Source organism: Hahella sp. NS-SX17 (assembly GCF_057367735.1).
The window spans coordinates 1,190,799-1,205,928 of sequence record NZ_CM170632.1; the positions used below are offsets into that span (position 1 = coordinate 1,190,799).

15 protein-coding genes are annotated in these 15,130 nt (G+C 54.9%); 7 read left to right on the forward strand and 8 right to left on the reverse strand.

The genetic code is table 11. The features are described 5' to 3' along the window. Window positions 1-221: 221 nt before the first annotated feature. Window positions 222-932 (forward strand): DUF1223 domain-containing protein, encoded by a 711-nt coding sequence (locus AC2IBB_RS05420; RefSeq protein ID WP_486331882.1) that lies wholly within the window; start codon window positions 222-224, stop codon window positions 930-932. Window positions 933-949: 17 nt separating this feature from the next. On the opposite strand, the gene AC2IBB_RS05425 is transcribed toward AC2IBB_RS05420, so the two are convergent. Then, on the reverse strand, window positions 950-1,420 hold the full coding sequence (locus tag AC2IBB_RS05425) for a type III secretion system chaperone (protein ID WP_486331883.1): 471 nt from the start codon (window positions 1,418-1,420) through the stop codon (window positions 950-952). Window positions 1,421-1,650: 230 nt separating this feature from the next. After that, window positions 1,651-3,081: a dihydrolipoyl dehydrogenase gene (gene lpdA / locus AC2IBB_RS05430; RefSeq protein WP_486331884.1), complete on the reverse strand. Its 1,431-nt coding sequence runs from the start codon at window positions 3,079-3,081 to the stop codon at window positions 1,651-1,653. A gap of 244 nt (window positions 3,082-3,325) precedes the next feature. Between lpdA and AC2IBB_RS05435 the strand changes: the two genes are divergently transcribed. The 5 genes from AC2IBB_RS05435 (at window position 3,326) to AC2IBB_RS05455 (ending at window position 6,720) form a co-directional block, all read left to right on the forward strand. Beyond that, window positions 3,326-3,808 carry a DUF2059 domain-containing protein gene (locus AC2IBB_RS05435; protein ID WP_486331885.1) on the forward strand — a complete coding sequence of 161 codons (483 nt, stop codon included), beginning with the start codon at window positions 3,326-3,328 and terminating at the stop codon, window positions 3,806-3,808. Window positions 3,809-4,266: 458 nt separating this feature from the next. Then, the gene (locus AC2IBB_RS05440; protein WP_486331886.1) at window positions 4,267-4,494 is read left to right on the forward strand and encodes a hypothetical protein; all 228 of its coding nucleotides are present in this window, start codon (window positions 4,267-4,269) and stop codon (window positions 4,492-4,494) included. Window positions 4,495-4,775: 281 nt separating this feature from the next. Then, window positions 4,776-5,591: a helix-turn-helix transcriptional regulator gene (locus AC2IBB_RS05445; protein ID WP_486331887.1), complete on the forward strand. Its 816-nt coding sequence runs from the start codon at window positions 4,776-4,778 to the stop codon at window positions 5,589-5,591. Window positions 5,592-5,671: 80 nt separating this feature from the next. Further along, on the forward strand, window positions 5,672-6,409 hold the full coding sequence (locus tag AC2IBB_RS05450; RefSeq protein WP_486331888.1) for an AzlC family ABC transporter permease: 738 nt from the start codon (window positions 5,672-5,674) through the stop codon (window positions 6,407-6,409). Then, on the forward strand, window positions 6,409-6,720 hold the full coding sequence (locus tag AC2IBB_RS05455; protein ID WP_486331889.1) for an AzlD domain-containing protein: 312 nt from the start codon (window positions 6,409-6,411) through the stop codon (window positions 6,718-6,720). Before AC2IBB_RS05450 ends, AC2IBB_RS05455 begins: the two co-directional genes overlap by 1 nt. Window positions 6,721-6,790: 70 nt before the next feature. On the opposite strand, the gene AC2IBB_RS05460 is transcribed toward AC2IBB_RS05455, so the two are convergent. From AC2IBB_RS05460 to AC2IBB_RS05480, 5 genes are all read right to left on the reverse strand, one after another. Next, complete coding sequence (locus tag AC2IBB_RS05460; protein ID WP_486331890.1) at window positions 6,791-7,501, reverse strand: CARDB domain-containing protein; 711 nt, start codon at window positions 7,499-7,501, stop codon at window positions 6,791-6,793. Window positions 7,502-7,644: 143 nt separating this feature from the next. Then, window positions 7,645-8,130, reverse strand: coding sequence for a hypothetical protein (locus tag AC2IBB_RS05465; protein ID WP_486331891.1), 486 nt, complete (start codon window positions 8,128-8,130; stop codon window positions 7,645-7,647). A gap of 347 nt (window positions 8,131-8,477) precedes the next feature. Continuing rightward, window positions 8,478-10,844: a helicase C-terminal domain-containing protein gene (locus tag AC2IBB_RS05470; protein ID WP_486331892.1), complete on the reverse strand. Its 2,367-nt coding sequence runs from the start codon at window positions 10,842-10,844 to the stop codon at window positions 8,478-8,480. Beyond that, a complete protein-coding gene (locus AC2IBB_RS05475) occupies window positions 10,835-12,502 on the reverse strand; it encodes a VRR-NUC domain-containing protein (RefSeq protein WP_486331893.1) in 1,668 nt (555 codons plus the stop codon). Before AC2IBB_RS05475 ends, AC2IBB_RS05470 begins: the two co-directional genes overlap by 10 nt. A gap of 9 nt (window positions 12,503-12,511) precedes the next feature. Then, a complete protein-coding gene (locus AC2IBB_RS05480; RefSeq protein WP_486331894.1) occupies window positions 12,512-13,498 on the reverse strand; it encodes a GlxA family transcriptional regulator in 987 nt (328 codons plus the stop codon). A 322-nt stretch (window positions 13,499-13,820) separates the two neighbouring features. Between AC2IBB_RS05480 and AC2IBB_RS05485 the strand changes: the two genes are divergently transcribed. Further along, on the forward strand, window positions 13,821-14,087 hold the full coding sequence (locus AC2IBB_RS05485; protein WP_486331895.1) for a hypothetical protein: 267 nt from the start codon (window positions 13,821-13,823) through the stop codon (window positions 14,085-14,087). Window positions 14,088-14,165: 78 nt separating this feature from the next. Here the strand turns inward: AC2IBB_RS05485 and AC2IBB_RS05490 are convergent, their stop codons facing one another. Continuing rightward, entirely contained in the window at window positions 14,166-15,089 is a 924-nt protein-coding gene (locus AC2IBB_RS05490; protein ID WP_486331896.1) for an SdiA-regulated domain-containing protein, read from the reverse strand. Window positions 15,090-15,130: the final 41 nt, after the last annotated feature.

Consider the following 15,130-nt stretch of genomic DNA (forward strand, 5'->3'; position numbering starts at 1 on the left):
GGGCTTATTCTTAAGAGGCCATTGCTTTCTCTGGAAAGCGTTTTCAACGCTAACCGTCGGGTCTGGATGTCGGGAAGAGGCTTTAAATGGAGTTAGCGCATTGGGGTGTCCAGGGAACTGATTGTCTTAAGCGGACTCTAAAACGTCAGACTTTTGTTTTATTCAATGACCAGAGGCTGTCGTCTTGATGTCTACAGCCCCTGAAGCGCGAGGAGTGAAAAGTGAAAGCTAACCTGTTTGCATGCATATTATTGGCGTGGCCATTACTGGCTCCTGCGCAGGAGTTTGTCAGCGCGAAACACGCCACGGATGTGGTTGAACTCTTTACTTCAGAAGGCTGCAGCAGTTGTCCTCGTGCGGATGAGTGGTTGTCGGAAATGAAAGGGGACAAGGGGCTGTTTAAAGATTTCATCCCTATGGCGTTTCATGTGGACTATTGGAATCAGCTGGGCTGGACCGATCGCTTTTCGCGGGAGGAATACAGTGAAAGACAGCGGGATTACGTACGCTCAGGTCTGGTCGCCCATGTTTACACGCCGGGCATTGTGGTGAACAGCAAGGAGTGGCGTCGCTGGTTTTCCGGGGCGAGACGGTGGCATGGCGGCGACGCCGAGCCTGGCGTACTGTCGGCGCAGTTGCAGGACGGCCGTTTACATGCTTCATTTGCTGCTTCCAGCAAAGCCGTTTTGAACGTCGCATACCTGGGCGTGGGATTGACGTCCGAAATCAAGGCGGGGGAAAACCGCGGACGTATGCTGATGCATGACTTTGTGGTGCTGGACAGGGTGGAGGCGGCGGGCGCAGGGGAGTGGAACATCGAACTTCCCCCGCCGCCGCAGATAGGTCAGGAGAAAACGGCGTTGGCGATATGGGTGTCGCCGCCGGATTCTCCCCGTATTATCCAGGCTGTCGGCGGATACCTTCAGCCCTAGTGCGCCCTGTATTGACCTCAGAGGGCTTGATGACGAGCGTGCAGGACGCCTGCGCCTAAGTGCGGGCTGCACGGCTTGGGCGTGCTCTGAGGCGTCTCCAGCTCCTGCCTGAGCGACTGCCGCAGATCCATCATGTTCAGCAGGATGGCGGCCATTTCGCTGTCGTCCAGGCTGAGCGCCTCGCGACTCATGCATAGCTCCACCGCTCCCGAGTGTTCCGATAGCGCAAGCCATGCCCCCAACGTGGCTTCTGGTTGTGAGTTGATATTCAACAGCTTTGCGTAAAACGCCTCCCGGTTGATATTGGGAGGCTGCGTCAGAGGCATTCTGAATACCACCGTTTCTGAATCCCGGCCGACCTGCACATGCAAACGGGACTCCTGATCAAAGGAGAGCGTGCAATAGCCGTTTTTCAGCGTCAAATCCACGCCGCAACGGTTTCCTATCACCTGCAGCAATTGATGAATATGCGTTTGATATAGAGTCATATTGGAACTCGCTATACTCCTGTGGTTGATACTACCCGGTATAAATGCAGCGCCGACTCATCCTGCTGGTCATAGCGCCTCAACTTGTAAGTAACGGGGAAAACGGAGAAGTTCCTAGTCCAAAAAGATTATGTCCACTATGGCGTATTGAAATGGCGGCGGGATTTGATTTCTTCGGGCAATAAAAAAAGCCGGCGTGAAAGCCGGCTTTTGGATAGCGAGAGAGGTGATCAGGATTTCTTGATCTTCGCCATGGGGTTGGGCAGGTCGGTAATGGTTCCCGCCGCCAGTTCGCCAGCCAAACCAACGGTTTCGTGCAGCGTTGGGTGAGCGTGGATAGTCAGCGCCAGATCTTCCACATCCGCGCCGAACTCAATGGCCAGACTCAATTCGCCCAGCAGTTCGCCGGCGTTGATGCCCACGATGCCGCCGCCAATCAGCGTGCCGTCTTCTTTGTAAATCAGCTTGGTTTTACCTTCGCTGCGCGCGGCGCCTAAAGCGCGTCCGCTGGCTACCCAGGGGAATACAGCGGTTTTGTACGGGATGCCGTCCGCTTTGGCTTCTTTCTCGGTCAGACCTGTCCAGGCGATTTCCGGGTTGGTGTAGGCGATGGAGGGGATTACTTTAGGGTCGAACACGCACTTGTGGCCCGCGATCACTTCCGCCGCCACATGGCCCTGATGGGTGGCTTTATGCGCCAGCATCGGGTTGCCGGCGATATCGCCGATGGCGTAGATGTGCGGCACATTGGTGCGCTGCTGGTTGTCAGTGTTGATGAAACCGCGCTCATCCACTTGGATGCCCGCTTTTTCTGCGCCGATCTTCTTACCATTGGGTGAGCGGCCTACCGCCACCAGAATGGCGTCATAAGACTGCTTGCCGTCTGGCGCATTCTTGCCCTCGAAAGTCACGTACAGACCGTCTTTTTTCGCTTCCACGGCGGTTACCTTGGTGGACAGCATGACGTTGAACTGGTCTTTGACGAATTTGCTGTAGACGGCGATCAGGTCTTTGTCCGCAGCCGGGACCAATTGATCGGCGAACTCGACGATGCTGACTTCGCTGCCCAGGGCTTCATATACAGTGCCCATTTCCAGACCAATGATGCCGCCGCCAACGATCAGCAGGCGCTTGGGAATTTCTTTCAGCTCCAGTGCGGAGGTGGAGTCCAGGACGCGAGGATCGTCGTGGGGAATGAAAGGCAGCTTAACGCTCTGTGAACCCGCTGCGATGATACAGTGGTCAAAGGTAATTTCGGTTTTGGAGCCTTCGTTGTCCACGGTAATCTGGTTGGGACCGGCGAATTCGCCATAGCCGTGAACCACTTTTACTTTGCGGCCCTTAGCCATGCCCTGGATGCCCTGGGTCAGCTTCTTGACCGTGTTGTCTTTGAACGCGCGCACTTTATCCAGGTCCACTTCCGGCTTGGCGTAAGTGACGCCCACGGCGGAGGCGGAATGCGCTTCTTCCATTACGTAAGCGACGTGCAGGAGCGCTTTGGACGGAATACAGCCTACATTAAGACAAACGCCGCCCAAGGATGAATAGCGTTCAATCAAGGTTACTTCCAAGCCCATATCCGCGGCTCTGAACGCTGCGGAGTAGCCCCCCGGTCCGCTGCCCAACACTACAACCTGGGAATGAGTCGTTTGCCCGGCCATATAGTCTCCTTAGTTGTCTTCTAGGTTAGATTTTTTGCCAGCTAGGCAAACTAAAGGCTTATTCTCACCGGGTCAATAAGATGTTTGTCGACGGGATCTGGCGGTAGATTTAGGGCGCTTAAACAATATGTGGCAAAGCCTGGGGGAAACCCGAGGTTATGGTGAATTGCCAGGCGTTAGCGTAAATGATTCGTTACAATGGGCGCAGCGTCTAACTATAAAGCTATTGATTAGTAAGGAGAAAATGATGTTGAAATCTATGGTTGCCTGCGTCATGGCGGCAGTTTTACTTAGCCCTTCCGTATTCGCTGCGGATGAGGGCGCCAAGAAGGCCGCCGCCAAGTTGCTGGATGTCATGAATATGGAAGTCATGATGGAAAACTCCATCGAGCAAATGATGACTATTCAGCTGCAACAAAACCCAAACATGGTCCCCTTCAAGGATGTCATGATGAAATATTTCAAGAAGCAGATGAGCTATGACACATTGAAAGGGGAATTCGTAAACATATATGCAGATGCGTTCACCGAAAAAGAGCTTAATGAAATTATTGCTTTCTATCAGACCGACACCGGCCAGAAGGCTATCCAGAAGATGCCGGAGCTGATGAGCAAAGGCGCGCAATTGGGCGCAACTCGCGTGCAGGCGAATATTCAGGAGCTGCAACAGATGATCAAAGCGGAAGCCGAGCGTCTGAAAACGGAAGGCGGTCCGACTCCTCAATAAAGGTTACCGGCACAAGGACGTGTCGCGGCTTTCAACTATTTCTTCAAATCACCTCGTCACTATACTGCTCAATTCTCGCTCTGTTTAATCGATCTGGCGGCTTGCCAGAGAACCTGCTCCCTTTCAGAACCTTCCTGCACCTGTTTTGGGCGTCGGAATTCTGGAAAAATTTTGAACGATGTTCACTTATCGGGAGCCCAGGCCTGGTCTGGACTAGGACAAATATAGATCCTTTGGGTGATCGTCTGAAAAAGGTTCCCGTCCTATACTCGGCGGTTTCGAGAAAAAGATAGTTACTCATGTTTGGGTGTGACTTGCGGAGGCGGATTTGGTTAGTGTTCCAGCAAGTTTATGGCGCGGTCCATGGGCGCGCAGTTCGTTTCGAAACGCTACAGCAGGCGTAGCGAAAATGCCCCAAGCGAATCAGAATTTCTTAAACGATACAGGTAGTAATGCATATGGATAAGCAAAAGCAGCCCACGCCTCAGCAAATGGTTGAGGAGGCGATCAAACGCTACGCTCCGATATATGTTCCTGATGCACCGCAATGGGCTGAGGAACAGGTCTGGCTGACAACGGATGAGCAACGGGACTGCCGATATCGCAGAAATATGGGGCTGCGCCAGATCGCAGAAGTCATGAACGGCGGAGTCGCCGCTTCTCAAGTTAAGAGAAAGAAGAGCTGATCTTCAAGACGAATGGCTGCAGGCGCTGATTTCAGCGACCTGGCTGTCAGCCGCTTAGCTTCTATCTCAAGAGTAACGCTCTTGGTCCCCCGCCACTTCTGAACTCAAATTAATTAACCTTCCCCTTCGCGCCCATCGCCTCTTGTTGAACCTTGAAGGCGCGCTATCCGCAGCGTAAAGAGCAAAAACGTACAATACAGCCGTTAATGAAGTCGCTAGACTGACTCTATATTGGACCTTCCCATTTATCGTTAAATGGCGTTTATCATGAGTGACGGTTTGTGACTGAGCATGCTAAATATTGGCAGGACAAAGCGCTCGGTGGGGTCGAAATTCTGAAAGCTACTTTCGTAAAACAACACTTTCCCCGACATGTTCACGAGGGATATTGTGTGGCGGTGATAGAGAAAGGGGCTCAGCATTTCCTCCGCGATGGCGCAGAGCATACCGCACCGGTCGGAAGCATCGTGCTGGTGAATTCCGATCAAGTGCATACAGGCCGTACAGCGACAGAGGACGGCTGGTCCTATCGGGCTATCTACCCCACTCCGGCGGAGTTGGCGCCGGTCATCGCAGACATTTTCGGGCCTGGCGTGGAGCCCTGGTTTCCTGAGCCAGTGGTGCGCGATCCGCAATTGGCCAGAGGCTTACAGGTATTGCACTGTCTTTTGGAGCAGGGCGACGAGCCGCTGCATTGTGAAACCCTTTATTACCAGATAATGGGACAACTCATGCAACGGCATGCACGCATGCGTCCCCGTCAGCTCCTGGAGAAAGGCGGCTCGCACTGGGCGGTGGCCAAGGTGAAGGAATATCTGCAGGCGCACTATGCTGACGCCGTTTCATTAAAAGATCTGACGGATTGCACGGGGCTGAGCCCCAGCTATCTGACGCGGCTGTTTACGCGGATGACCGGCATGCCGCCGCATGCTTATTTGAACCAAGTAAGAGTGAGCCGCGCGCAGCAGCTGTTGCGGATGGGGTTAAGTCTGACTGATGTGGCTGCGGCGACCGGCTTCTCTGACCAGAGCCACCTGAGCCGCCACTTTCAGCGCATTATGGGCGTTTCACCGGGACGTTTCGCCAAGGTCTGCTAGCTGCGCACGCGACGGCCTTTTCTTCGACAAGCTGACACCACACTGTTAAACACGGATATAGCATTGAGAGCCGTTCCTCTATGAGCACACATACATTTGAAACGCCAGGACAAGCGTTTAAGTCCGGAGCCCAGAACACGATACCCTTGATCGTGGGCGCTATTCCCTTTGACATCGTATTCGGCACGCTGGGGCCGGTGAACGGGCTGTCATTTGAAGCGACGCTGGCGATGTCTTTGATGGTGTTCGCCGGTTCCGCGCAGTTTATTTCATTGGGTTTGCTGGCGGCGGGAGCATCTCCCTGGTTAATTGTTCTGACTACCTTCGTGGTTAATCTGCGGCATCTGCTTTACGCCGTCACCCTGATTCCCATGGTGCGCACCTTGCCGCAGCGCTGGCGGGCTCCGATGGCGTTCTGGCTGACGGACGAAACCTTCGCCGTTGTCGCCAGCCGCATAGGCGGCGAGCATACGGGGCAGTTTCACTGGTATTACCTGGGTTCTGCGCTATCCATGTACCTTAATTGGCAGCTATGCACCCTATTGGGATTGACCTTAGGCGAGTGGGTCCCTGATATCGAAAACTGGGGCCTGGATGTCGCCATGGCGGTGACTTTTATCGGTATTGTGGCGCCGCAGGTCGTTAATCGTCCTCGTCTGGCGGCGGTGTTGGCGGCTGGCGTTTGTTCAGTATGGTGGCATGACTGGCCGCATCAGTTGGGTCTGTTTGCGGCGGCGCTGACGGGCATACTCTGCGGGTTGGGAGCGGAAATGGCGTTGCAAGACCGCAAGTCTGAACTGGCCGAAGGAGGTTGCTGATGGAGTGGGCCATGTTGTTGGGCATGATGGCGGTAACCTTCGGTATTCGCTATCTGCCGTTCGCGCTCGCGGACCGGCTGCGTCTGAATCCTTGGGTGGAGAGGGCTTTGAGCTACGCGCCTATGGCGGTGCTGTCGGCGATTATTGCGCCGGCGGTGTTGGTTCCTAAAGGCGAGCTTTGGCTTGACTGGCGCAATCCTTATCTGGTCGCTGCGGCGGCGGCGATTGTTGTCGCCGCGCTCACCCGCAACTTATTGGCGACCATCGCCGCGGGAATGGGCCTTTTCGCATTATGGCGGTTTTGGCTGTAGCTCAGCCTACTGGCGGCTGGGGAAGGGCGCTCTCAAGAGCGCCGTTAGCCTGCCTCCCGAGCCGTCATTACTATCCCTGCTTCTTGTAGATGGCGGTATTGTTGTTTTCGTCGCACTCGTCCACTTTGTGAGAATAATCCACCATGAAATGCAACTCGGCGTCAGGGTCGAACACCCAATAGCTCAGCCGGAACTTAACGCCGGCGGAAGCTCCCGGCGCCAGAGCGGCGACAGGTTGTATGTCTGACGCGCCTGTGCCGGGGTCGAAAACTCGCGCGTCTGTTGCGGCTGACATGCCGACGCCCACATTAGTGACCACGATTTTTATGACGGATTCGCCGGTCGTGGCGTCCCATACCGGGTCGTATACCGTACGAATCACCAAATCCGGGCCGCTGCACTCGCTGACGCAGAGACAGTAATAACGCTCGCTGACGACGGTTTTTTCATAGGGCGTTCCCATAAAACAGGCCGTCTTTTCATCGAACTGATTACCGTAGAGCCATACGTCTCTGTCAGTCGGCGAGGGGAAGGTGTCAAGGTTGTTGGATTTGCATACATAGGTGCGCTTTATGCCGTCATAGGGCGCCAACTCGCCTTCCGCCCGCCACCCCGTCCAGGCGCGACAGGTTTTCGGGCAGGTTAAGGGCCCCTCGTTTTCATAGGCATTCGGGTACCAGCCGGCTTTGTAATGGTTGGACACGCTGTCCTGGATGGGATCAGCGAAAGCGTTGGAGATCGTAAGCAAAAGAGCGATAGCAATACAACGAAGAAGTGTCATGGCTTCCCTCCATCATAGTCCTGAAGTGATAAAGGCATCCTGCCCGGGCGTTGAGAGTCCATGCCCGGTATGGGTAGTTTAGATTCGGCGGGATTTTATTGGAAACAGAGGAAAGGAACTTATTGATTTAAGGTTGGGCGTTATTACATCGTTGAGCAATATGCGCTGTTTTTTCGGTCTTTTATTCTTTGCAGCATATGCCAGACCAGGTATGCATGCATTGATTCCTCGTTATGGAAGTCGGCCAGTGATTGTTTACTAAAGGCATTTATGGATGCTTTGCTGGCGTTGTTGGTCAGCCACTTGGAGAAGGAATTAATTAATATCTTTTCTTGATCGGAGTCTTGCTTAACTCTTTGAGCGCTTCCCTCAATTCGGCTCACGATAAAGGTACAGGGGCGTTCTGATTCAAGCGCCTTGTCGAAAGTCACCCACAATTTTTCACGGCCGGTATCAATGCAATAGGCCATACTTCCGCCATCCGATGGCAGCGCGAGTTCACAAATGTCAAAATCGCCATTGCTATCCTGGATATGACTTATAGCCGTCCCTGACGTGTCACAAGCTGAGAAAAAAGGAGTTGAGATAAGCGCTAAGACAAAGTGCAAGTAAAGGGATACTTTTCTCATGCCGGAAGTATCTTTCCTAAATTTTGGCTCATGAATGTATACATCTGAGCATAGGAGCTCAAGCTTCAATGCTTGAGATCAAATATAAAGGCGCCGCATCTGAAGTTCCTGAACGATCTTAGCCCTGCCCGGGTGGCGACGCGGCATTATCCTTATTTTGTTGAGAAGTTGTTATTTTTTTCTGGCGGACTGCCTATCTTTGCCTACACTTAGGATGACACAGCGAATGCGCAGTCTGCCTCATCAGACCAGCGGTTCGAACCTCTCGAATGATGTTTTCTTGAACGCTACTCGGCCCCTGCTCGGGGCCTTTTTTTATTCCCGTATCTGCAGCGTCGCATCGCCGCTCAATTATCATCAGCGTCCGGATCTTGCGACCAGAACTGGGCGAGGCCGGCTTGCAGGCTCTGACTGGTTCTGGCGAGTTGCGGACGCCAATGTTGAGGGGCTAGAGCGGGGTAAGGCGGTTTGCTGAAGCGGTCGTCAACCAGTATGACCACGCCTTTGTCTAATTCCGTGCGGATCACTCGACCAGCGGCTTGCACCACTTTTTGCCAGCCTGGCAGTTGGTAGGCGTAGGCGAAGCCATCCATGCCCTGGCGTTCAAAGTAGGCGGAAATCTGCTCGTTAACCGGACTGATCTGAGGGAGGCCGGGCCCAAGAATAATGCAGCCCACCAGACTGTCCCCGACCATATCGATACTTTCCCCGTAGACGCCGCCAATGACGGTAAAGCCCAGCAGACTTCGGGCCTTGCGGAAGCGGGTGAGAAAACGCTGCTGATCTTCCTGACTGGCCTGTCGGGTCTGCTGCACGAATTCCACTTCGGGATACAGCGACGCGAAGCGCTCGGTAAGCTGTTCCATGTAACTGAAAGCCGGAGTGAATACCCAATAGTTGCCCGGCCTGAAGGATATGGTCTGCTGGATCAACGCGCACACTGCGTCCAACTGAGTGTCTCTACTGCGCAAGCGGAAATTTAAGTAGGGCGCAACGAAAACCCCCAGATGCTCTGGCGGAAAGGGCGACAGGCTGCGTAAAAGCTGAAGATTCTCGTCTAAGCCTAATACGCTTTGGTAGTAGTACGGCGGCGTCAGGGTGGCGGAAAACAGGGTGACGCCATGACAGGCTTGCAGCATTGGTCGTAGCAAGCGGGCGGGAGACAGGCAACGTAAACTGAGGACGCGTTGTTGCTCCCAATGGCGTTCGAAGCAGGCGAAGTCGTCGCCAATGCTGGGGGCCAGGCGTATCCAGGCTTGCGCGTTGAAAATTGCTTCCTGAACCTGACGATTCAGTTCCGTGTCCGCCGAGGCGAGCAGGTCCTGGGGCGACATCAGCCAGTTCTCCGCGGCGGCGCAGAAGTCCTGCAAACGCCCTTCCAGCGCCTGCTGGCCTTTGCCTGGCGCCTGTTCTGGCGTAATTTGCATTTGATTGATCGCTTTGGCGACGGCGACGGCGTCTTTTCTCAGCGCTTTGCACTGGCGGCTGATGCGAGAGAAAGGAGCCTCGGACAGCTCTGCGGAAAACAGGTCCCGGGCCCGGTCAGGCAGATTATGCGCTTCATCCGCCAGCAGGCCTATACGGTTGCGGGTAAATAGGCTGTCTGACCTGACCTGTGGTGAAAATGCGTAGTTGTAGTCTCCGATTAAGACGTCCACCCAGGGCGCCAGCTCGCCCTGTAATCCGTGAGGGCAGAGGTCGAATTTCAGTGCAACTTCCCGCAAGCGCTCACCATCCAGCCATGCCGTGGCCAGCGCTTCTTCCCGCGCCTCCGGCAGGCGCTGATAAAATTCTCTGCGCCGTGGGCAGTCCAGAGGATCGCAGATGGAGTCGCCGCCGCAAATACGCTCGCGCGCATGCAGATGCAGGGTGCGCAAAGAAGTCGTATGCAGGCGCATATCCCGCAGCGCTTTTAGAGCGGCTTCCTGGGACGAGGTCTTGGCGGTTATTAACATCACCTGATCCAGATGGCCTTCGCCCATGGCTTTCAATGCCGGGAAGAGCGTCGCCAGGGACTTGCCGCTGCCGGTGGGCGCTTCTATCAGCGCCTGTCCCGCGTCGCGAAGGCTCAGGTACGTCTGGCGCGCCAGCTTCCGCTGACCCGGGCGAAACCCGCAGTAGGGAAAGTCCAGGTCACGCAGCAGAGCGTTTCGTTCAAGGCGGTGCTGCGTCAGGCTGCGATACCAGTCCTGCAGACGTTGAAACAGCGTGTCGCTCTCTTGCTGCGCTTCCTCACAGGATATTTCGCTATCAAATTGCGTCTGCTCCATGTCCGGTACGCGCACATAGTTCAGGCGCAACCAGGTGGACGCTTGTGGGGGAGGGTTCTGCTCCCTTCGCCACATCAGGGCGTAAAGCAAGACTTGCAGGCGGTGTCTTTCCGCCAGTCCGAGAGGAATATGCTGCGGGTCCTGACGCAGGGTTTTGATTTCTTCGAACAGCACATGGTCGTCCGCAACGCGGAGGCCGTCTATGCGGCCCTGTAGCTGCAGTTGGAAGTCAGCCTCGGATAGGGTGATCTTGACTGGCGCCTCACTGACGTAGTCCGCCGGCCAGCTTTCCTGAACCTGCTTGTGCGCGAGCTGTCCTTCACGGGCGCTGGCGGTGTCCCGATCCTGGTGGTCCAGGTCGCCCAATTGCGCGAGGAAATGCGCCGCTTCCCTTACGCTGAGCTTATAGGTGAGTTTGTCGGACGCAGACGTCTTTATAGCCAAGTGACCTGAACCAGTTGATAAGGGATATCGTTTTGCTCGAACGTCGCCATCCAGCGCTTTTGATTGGGTTGCAGGCTGTCGGTGGGGCTTTTCACTTCCAGCAATTCATAGCCGCCTTGCTCTGGGAAATGAATCAGGTCAGGGAAGCCGCTGCCATTTTCCCGCAAGTCTCGCAGCATACGCCTGAAAACCGCCTCCCAATGCCTGCGAGGGATGCGCGCCAGCGCCAGACGTAAGCAGTCTTCTCCGGCTTCCGGCCAGCCGACAAAAGGATTGCTCAGTCCATACTTTTCACGCCATCTCGCGACAACGACTTCCGACCACTCCGCTGAGCCGACTAAAGCGAATGAAGCGTGAACCAGCGCACTGCGTTTTTGGGTGAAACTGGCGTCGTAAAGGTCGTGGGGGCGATGCTGATACGGATGGCTGAAAGCGCCTGCGACGGGTGCGAAAACCGCGGGCCAGAAGGTCAGACCAAATACCGCATTGAATAACCAGTTTTCCACATAAACACAGACGCCGCCTTCTGCCGCGACTTCCTGGCGCACCAGCTCCTCCACTCGTAATTCAGGGTGCGCGGCGATGGTGAGTGAGCGCTGCACGGGCCGAAAAGGCTTGCTGTGGGGCTTAGCGTGGCCGAGGGCCTTAACGCACTTATCACCAAACTGCTCGGCGAAAATCAACTCGGCTTCGACATGCGGCGCGTCAATGATGGCGGCGCACAGGTCGCGCGCTTCGGCGTATTTTTCCTGTTTGAACAGGATGCGGGCGCGGCGCTCCCGCGAGGGCGGCGCCTCCGTACGCTGGTAAACCTGATAAGCCAGGTCCAGATCCTGTAAGCGTTCCAGGTCGCGAGCGATTTTATTGCAGAAGCGGTCATGACGACGGCGTAGCGAGGCGTTTTCACCTGGCGCAGGCGTTCTGGCGATGATATCGGCGCAAATCCGCGAGTTCAGGGAATCCTGTGACGCATACTCGTCCGCCAGCGCCACCAGTTGCTTGATGCGGTCAATGTCCTCACGAGTGGCGAACAGTCTGTGCTCTGGGTCAAGCTGGTAGTTTTCATAGCGAATCACGCCCAGCTCGGAAGTGACGAAAGTGGTGAGATCCTGATAAAGGTTGCCGAAAAACAGCAGGCGGAAAAGCAGCACCAGATCAGTATGGTTGAGTTGTAGAAAGCGATAGGCTCTATGCTGGTAAATATCCGTACAGGTCAGTTCAAGGCCGTCCAGCAGGTTGTCGCGCCTGCTGCTGCGAGGGGCGTCCGCCCGCCAGTTCTGACGGATTTCCTCTTTGGTCAGCAGGGCCAGCAGCGACGAGGGTTCTGTTTCTGGGTTGAGTTCTATCCAGCCTGCGCTCGCAAGGATATCCAGATCGTCGTTCAGTCGGGGGATCTCCGCATACGCCAGCTTGTCGCTGCGGAACAGGGGGCCTTTGCGTCCGTACAGGCGCACCAGCAATGCCTGTTGCGTACGCGTCAGCTTGCGAAAATCGTGTATATATGCGCCTTCTTCTGCGCTCAGGAGATTGGCGTATTGCGCTTCCACGCAGTCCAATAAGGCGTGGAAGTTGTCTAGATAGTAGAACGGCTGCAGCGGCGGCGCAGTTTGGGGTGCGTCCAGAGCAGCGGCGGTATCGATCGCGTTTTCATCAGACATAAGTGAGCTTTAGGTAATGCTGCGACGTTGGAACTTGTTGCGATATTCTTTCGGCGTCAGCCCGGTTTTCTGTCGGAACAGTTTGGTGAAAGAACTGACGTCTTCATAGCCTACCGCCAGGGTGATCTGACTGACATTGTCGGAGGTCTCTTCCAGCAGCTTTTTGGCTTGCTCCAAGCGTAGTGTTTGCAAATATCCCAATGGCGTATCGCCGGTGGCGGCCTTGAAACGCCGGGCCAGCGTGCGTGGGCTCATGTTGAAACGAACCGCCAGATCGTCGATGCGCACGTCTTGGTCGCAATGGCTTTCCAGCCAGTTTTGCACCCGCAGCACGTCTTCATCGCGGTGATACTTGCGCGCCCGCATGGAGGAATAGCTGGACTGATAGGTGCGCCCCATATCGATGACAAAGGTCTTGGCGGTCTGCACCGCCACTTCATGTCCGCAAAAGTGTTCGATCAGGTACAGACACAGGTCCAGCCAAGCGATGCCGCCGCCGGAGCAGAATACGTTTTCGGAGGCGGTGAGCATTTGCTCTGGTCGCAGGTCCACTTTGGGATAACGTTGACGGAACGTGTCCACAAAGGCCCAGTGGGTGGTGGCGGTGCGATTGTCGAGGATGCCCGCCTCAGCCATGAAAAAGGCGCCGGTGCAGTTGCCGGCGATAATAGTCCCTTGCGCGTTCATCTCTTTCAGGACGTGGATCAATTCCGGGTTCTGGGTCAGTGTTTTTTCGATGTCGCCGGCGATTGAGGGGATAACCAGGATATCGCTCGGCTTGATGTCGTCGAAGCAGGCGTCCGCCTGAATCAACAGCCGGTTATGGCAACGCACGGGGCGTCCTTCGCGGGTAGCTACGCGGATATTGAACTTGGGATGAGGCTGGCTGCGTTGAATATGGTTCCACGTAACTCCAGCCATCGCCAAGAGGTCCACGACGCCGGTGATGGCGGAAGACACCGCGTAATCGAATCCGAGAATTGTGACTTGTTGCATGCTTTTATCCGTCAACGCCTGGATTGGCTATATTAGCCTAATAAATGTCGAAACAGACAGTGTTGGCGACGAACAAGGCATGAGATTCTGCAACCGCCAACCAGATAGCGGCTTAACAGCTATCCTTTCTGGTTTGATTTGTCTCATACGCACCGCGTCAGCGGTACTTATCAGCCCATGTCCGACAGCTTCCACGAAGGCGTCGGGCGTGGGTTTTTTTATGGATAAACCCTCACTATACTCACTATGAGAACTCAGATACGTTGTCTCTTGGTTTTTTGCGTAATAACTTATTAGAACAAGCTGTTATAGGAGATCGCCAATGAGTATGGCGGAAGAGAGCCGGCAGGCAAAAATGATTTCGGAAATGCGAGGCTTTATCAAGAAAGTGTTGATGGACCCTACTATTCCGGTCAAGTGCATGGAAATCGCACGCAGATTGCATCAGGAAAAAAACGCAGAGCGCAAGATCGCGGACGAGATCAGCGCCAGCACGACCATTCGCATCCCAGAGAATATGAGTGATGCGGACAAGTTGTTCCTGGATGTGGTCACCGAGGTATTGGAGGACGAGTCGGCGCTGTACTGATTCGCGCAGGCCGGACTTAGCGGCCGTCACCGATTGGCGCGCCTGACGATCAGTAGCAATGTCGGGCGCAACACTCTCTCACTTCTTGATGATCAGTTTGTAGGCGTACATTGCCGCGTCTTTATCGCTGACGACGTAGAGAATCTGGTTCCTGGGGTCATAAGCGACGCCTTCGGCTTTTTTCACTGGTTTGAACTTTCCTGGCTCCTTTCCGGGGCGTGTTAATTCGGCGCTTCCCTTCACTGTGCCGCTTTGCAAGTCGTAAAAAAATATCCGCGCGGCTTTGTCGCTGACAATTGCCAGCAGGTTGCGTTCTGGGATGATGGCCAGCCCGGAATAATCGATATCATCCCGTTCTGTATCATCGTCGCTGACGCCCGTATCGGTCAGTTGCACGACGCTGATAACTCGCTTCAGATCTCCGCTAAGGTGTAATAGCACGCCGGGTTCGCCTTCTTTTATGGCGAAAAAGGAGTCGTCCGCAGGGTTCCAGACGACGCCCTCCAGTCCTTTGTTTTCGCCGCCGAGGCTGAAGTAGGGCGCAGCCAGGGAGAAGCCTGCTATCGCGGACAACATACGACGCTGAAGCAGCAGCTTACTGTTGGGGTCAATGATGAAAAACTCGTTGCTCTCTTCCTTCACGGCAATCAGGCGATTGCGTTTAGCGTCGTAGGCGACGCCTTCCAGGCCCGCATCCGCCACACTCAGGTTATCCACAATTGCGCCCTTGGCGTCCAGTAGAAAAAGACTGGCGGTATCGTCACTGACTGTCCACAAACCACTGCCGGCGGCCATGCTAAGACCGGATGGTTCGGTTAATCCCAGTGCTTTGTTCTCGATGGAGTGCGACTCAATGAACTGCAATGAAATTTCCGCGGGGTCTCCGTATGCAGCCAGGCTGAAGCCGAGCATCGTCAACGCAGAATGCCGCAGACTTTGCTTGATGCGATGAATATGGCGCTTGGAAATTGTGGATAAGCGTGGAATTGGAAAACGGCGCATAGGGCTGATGAAGAAGAGTGACTGAAGTACATGGCGGTCTA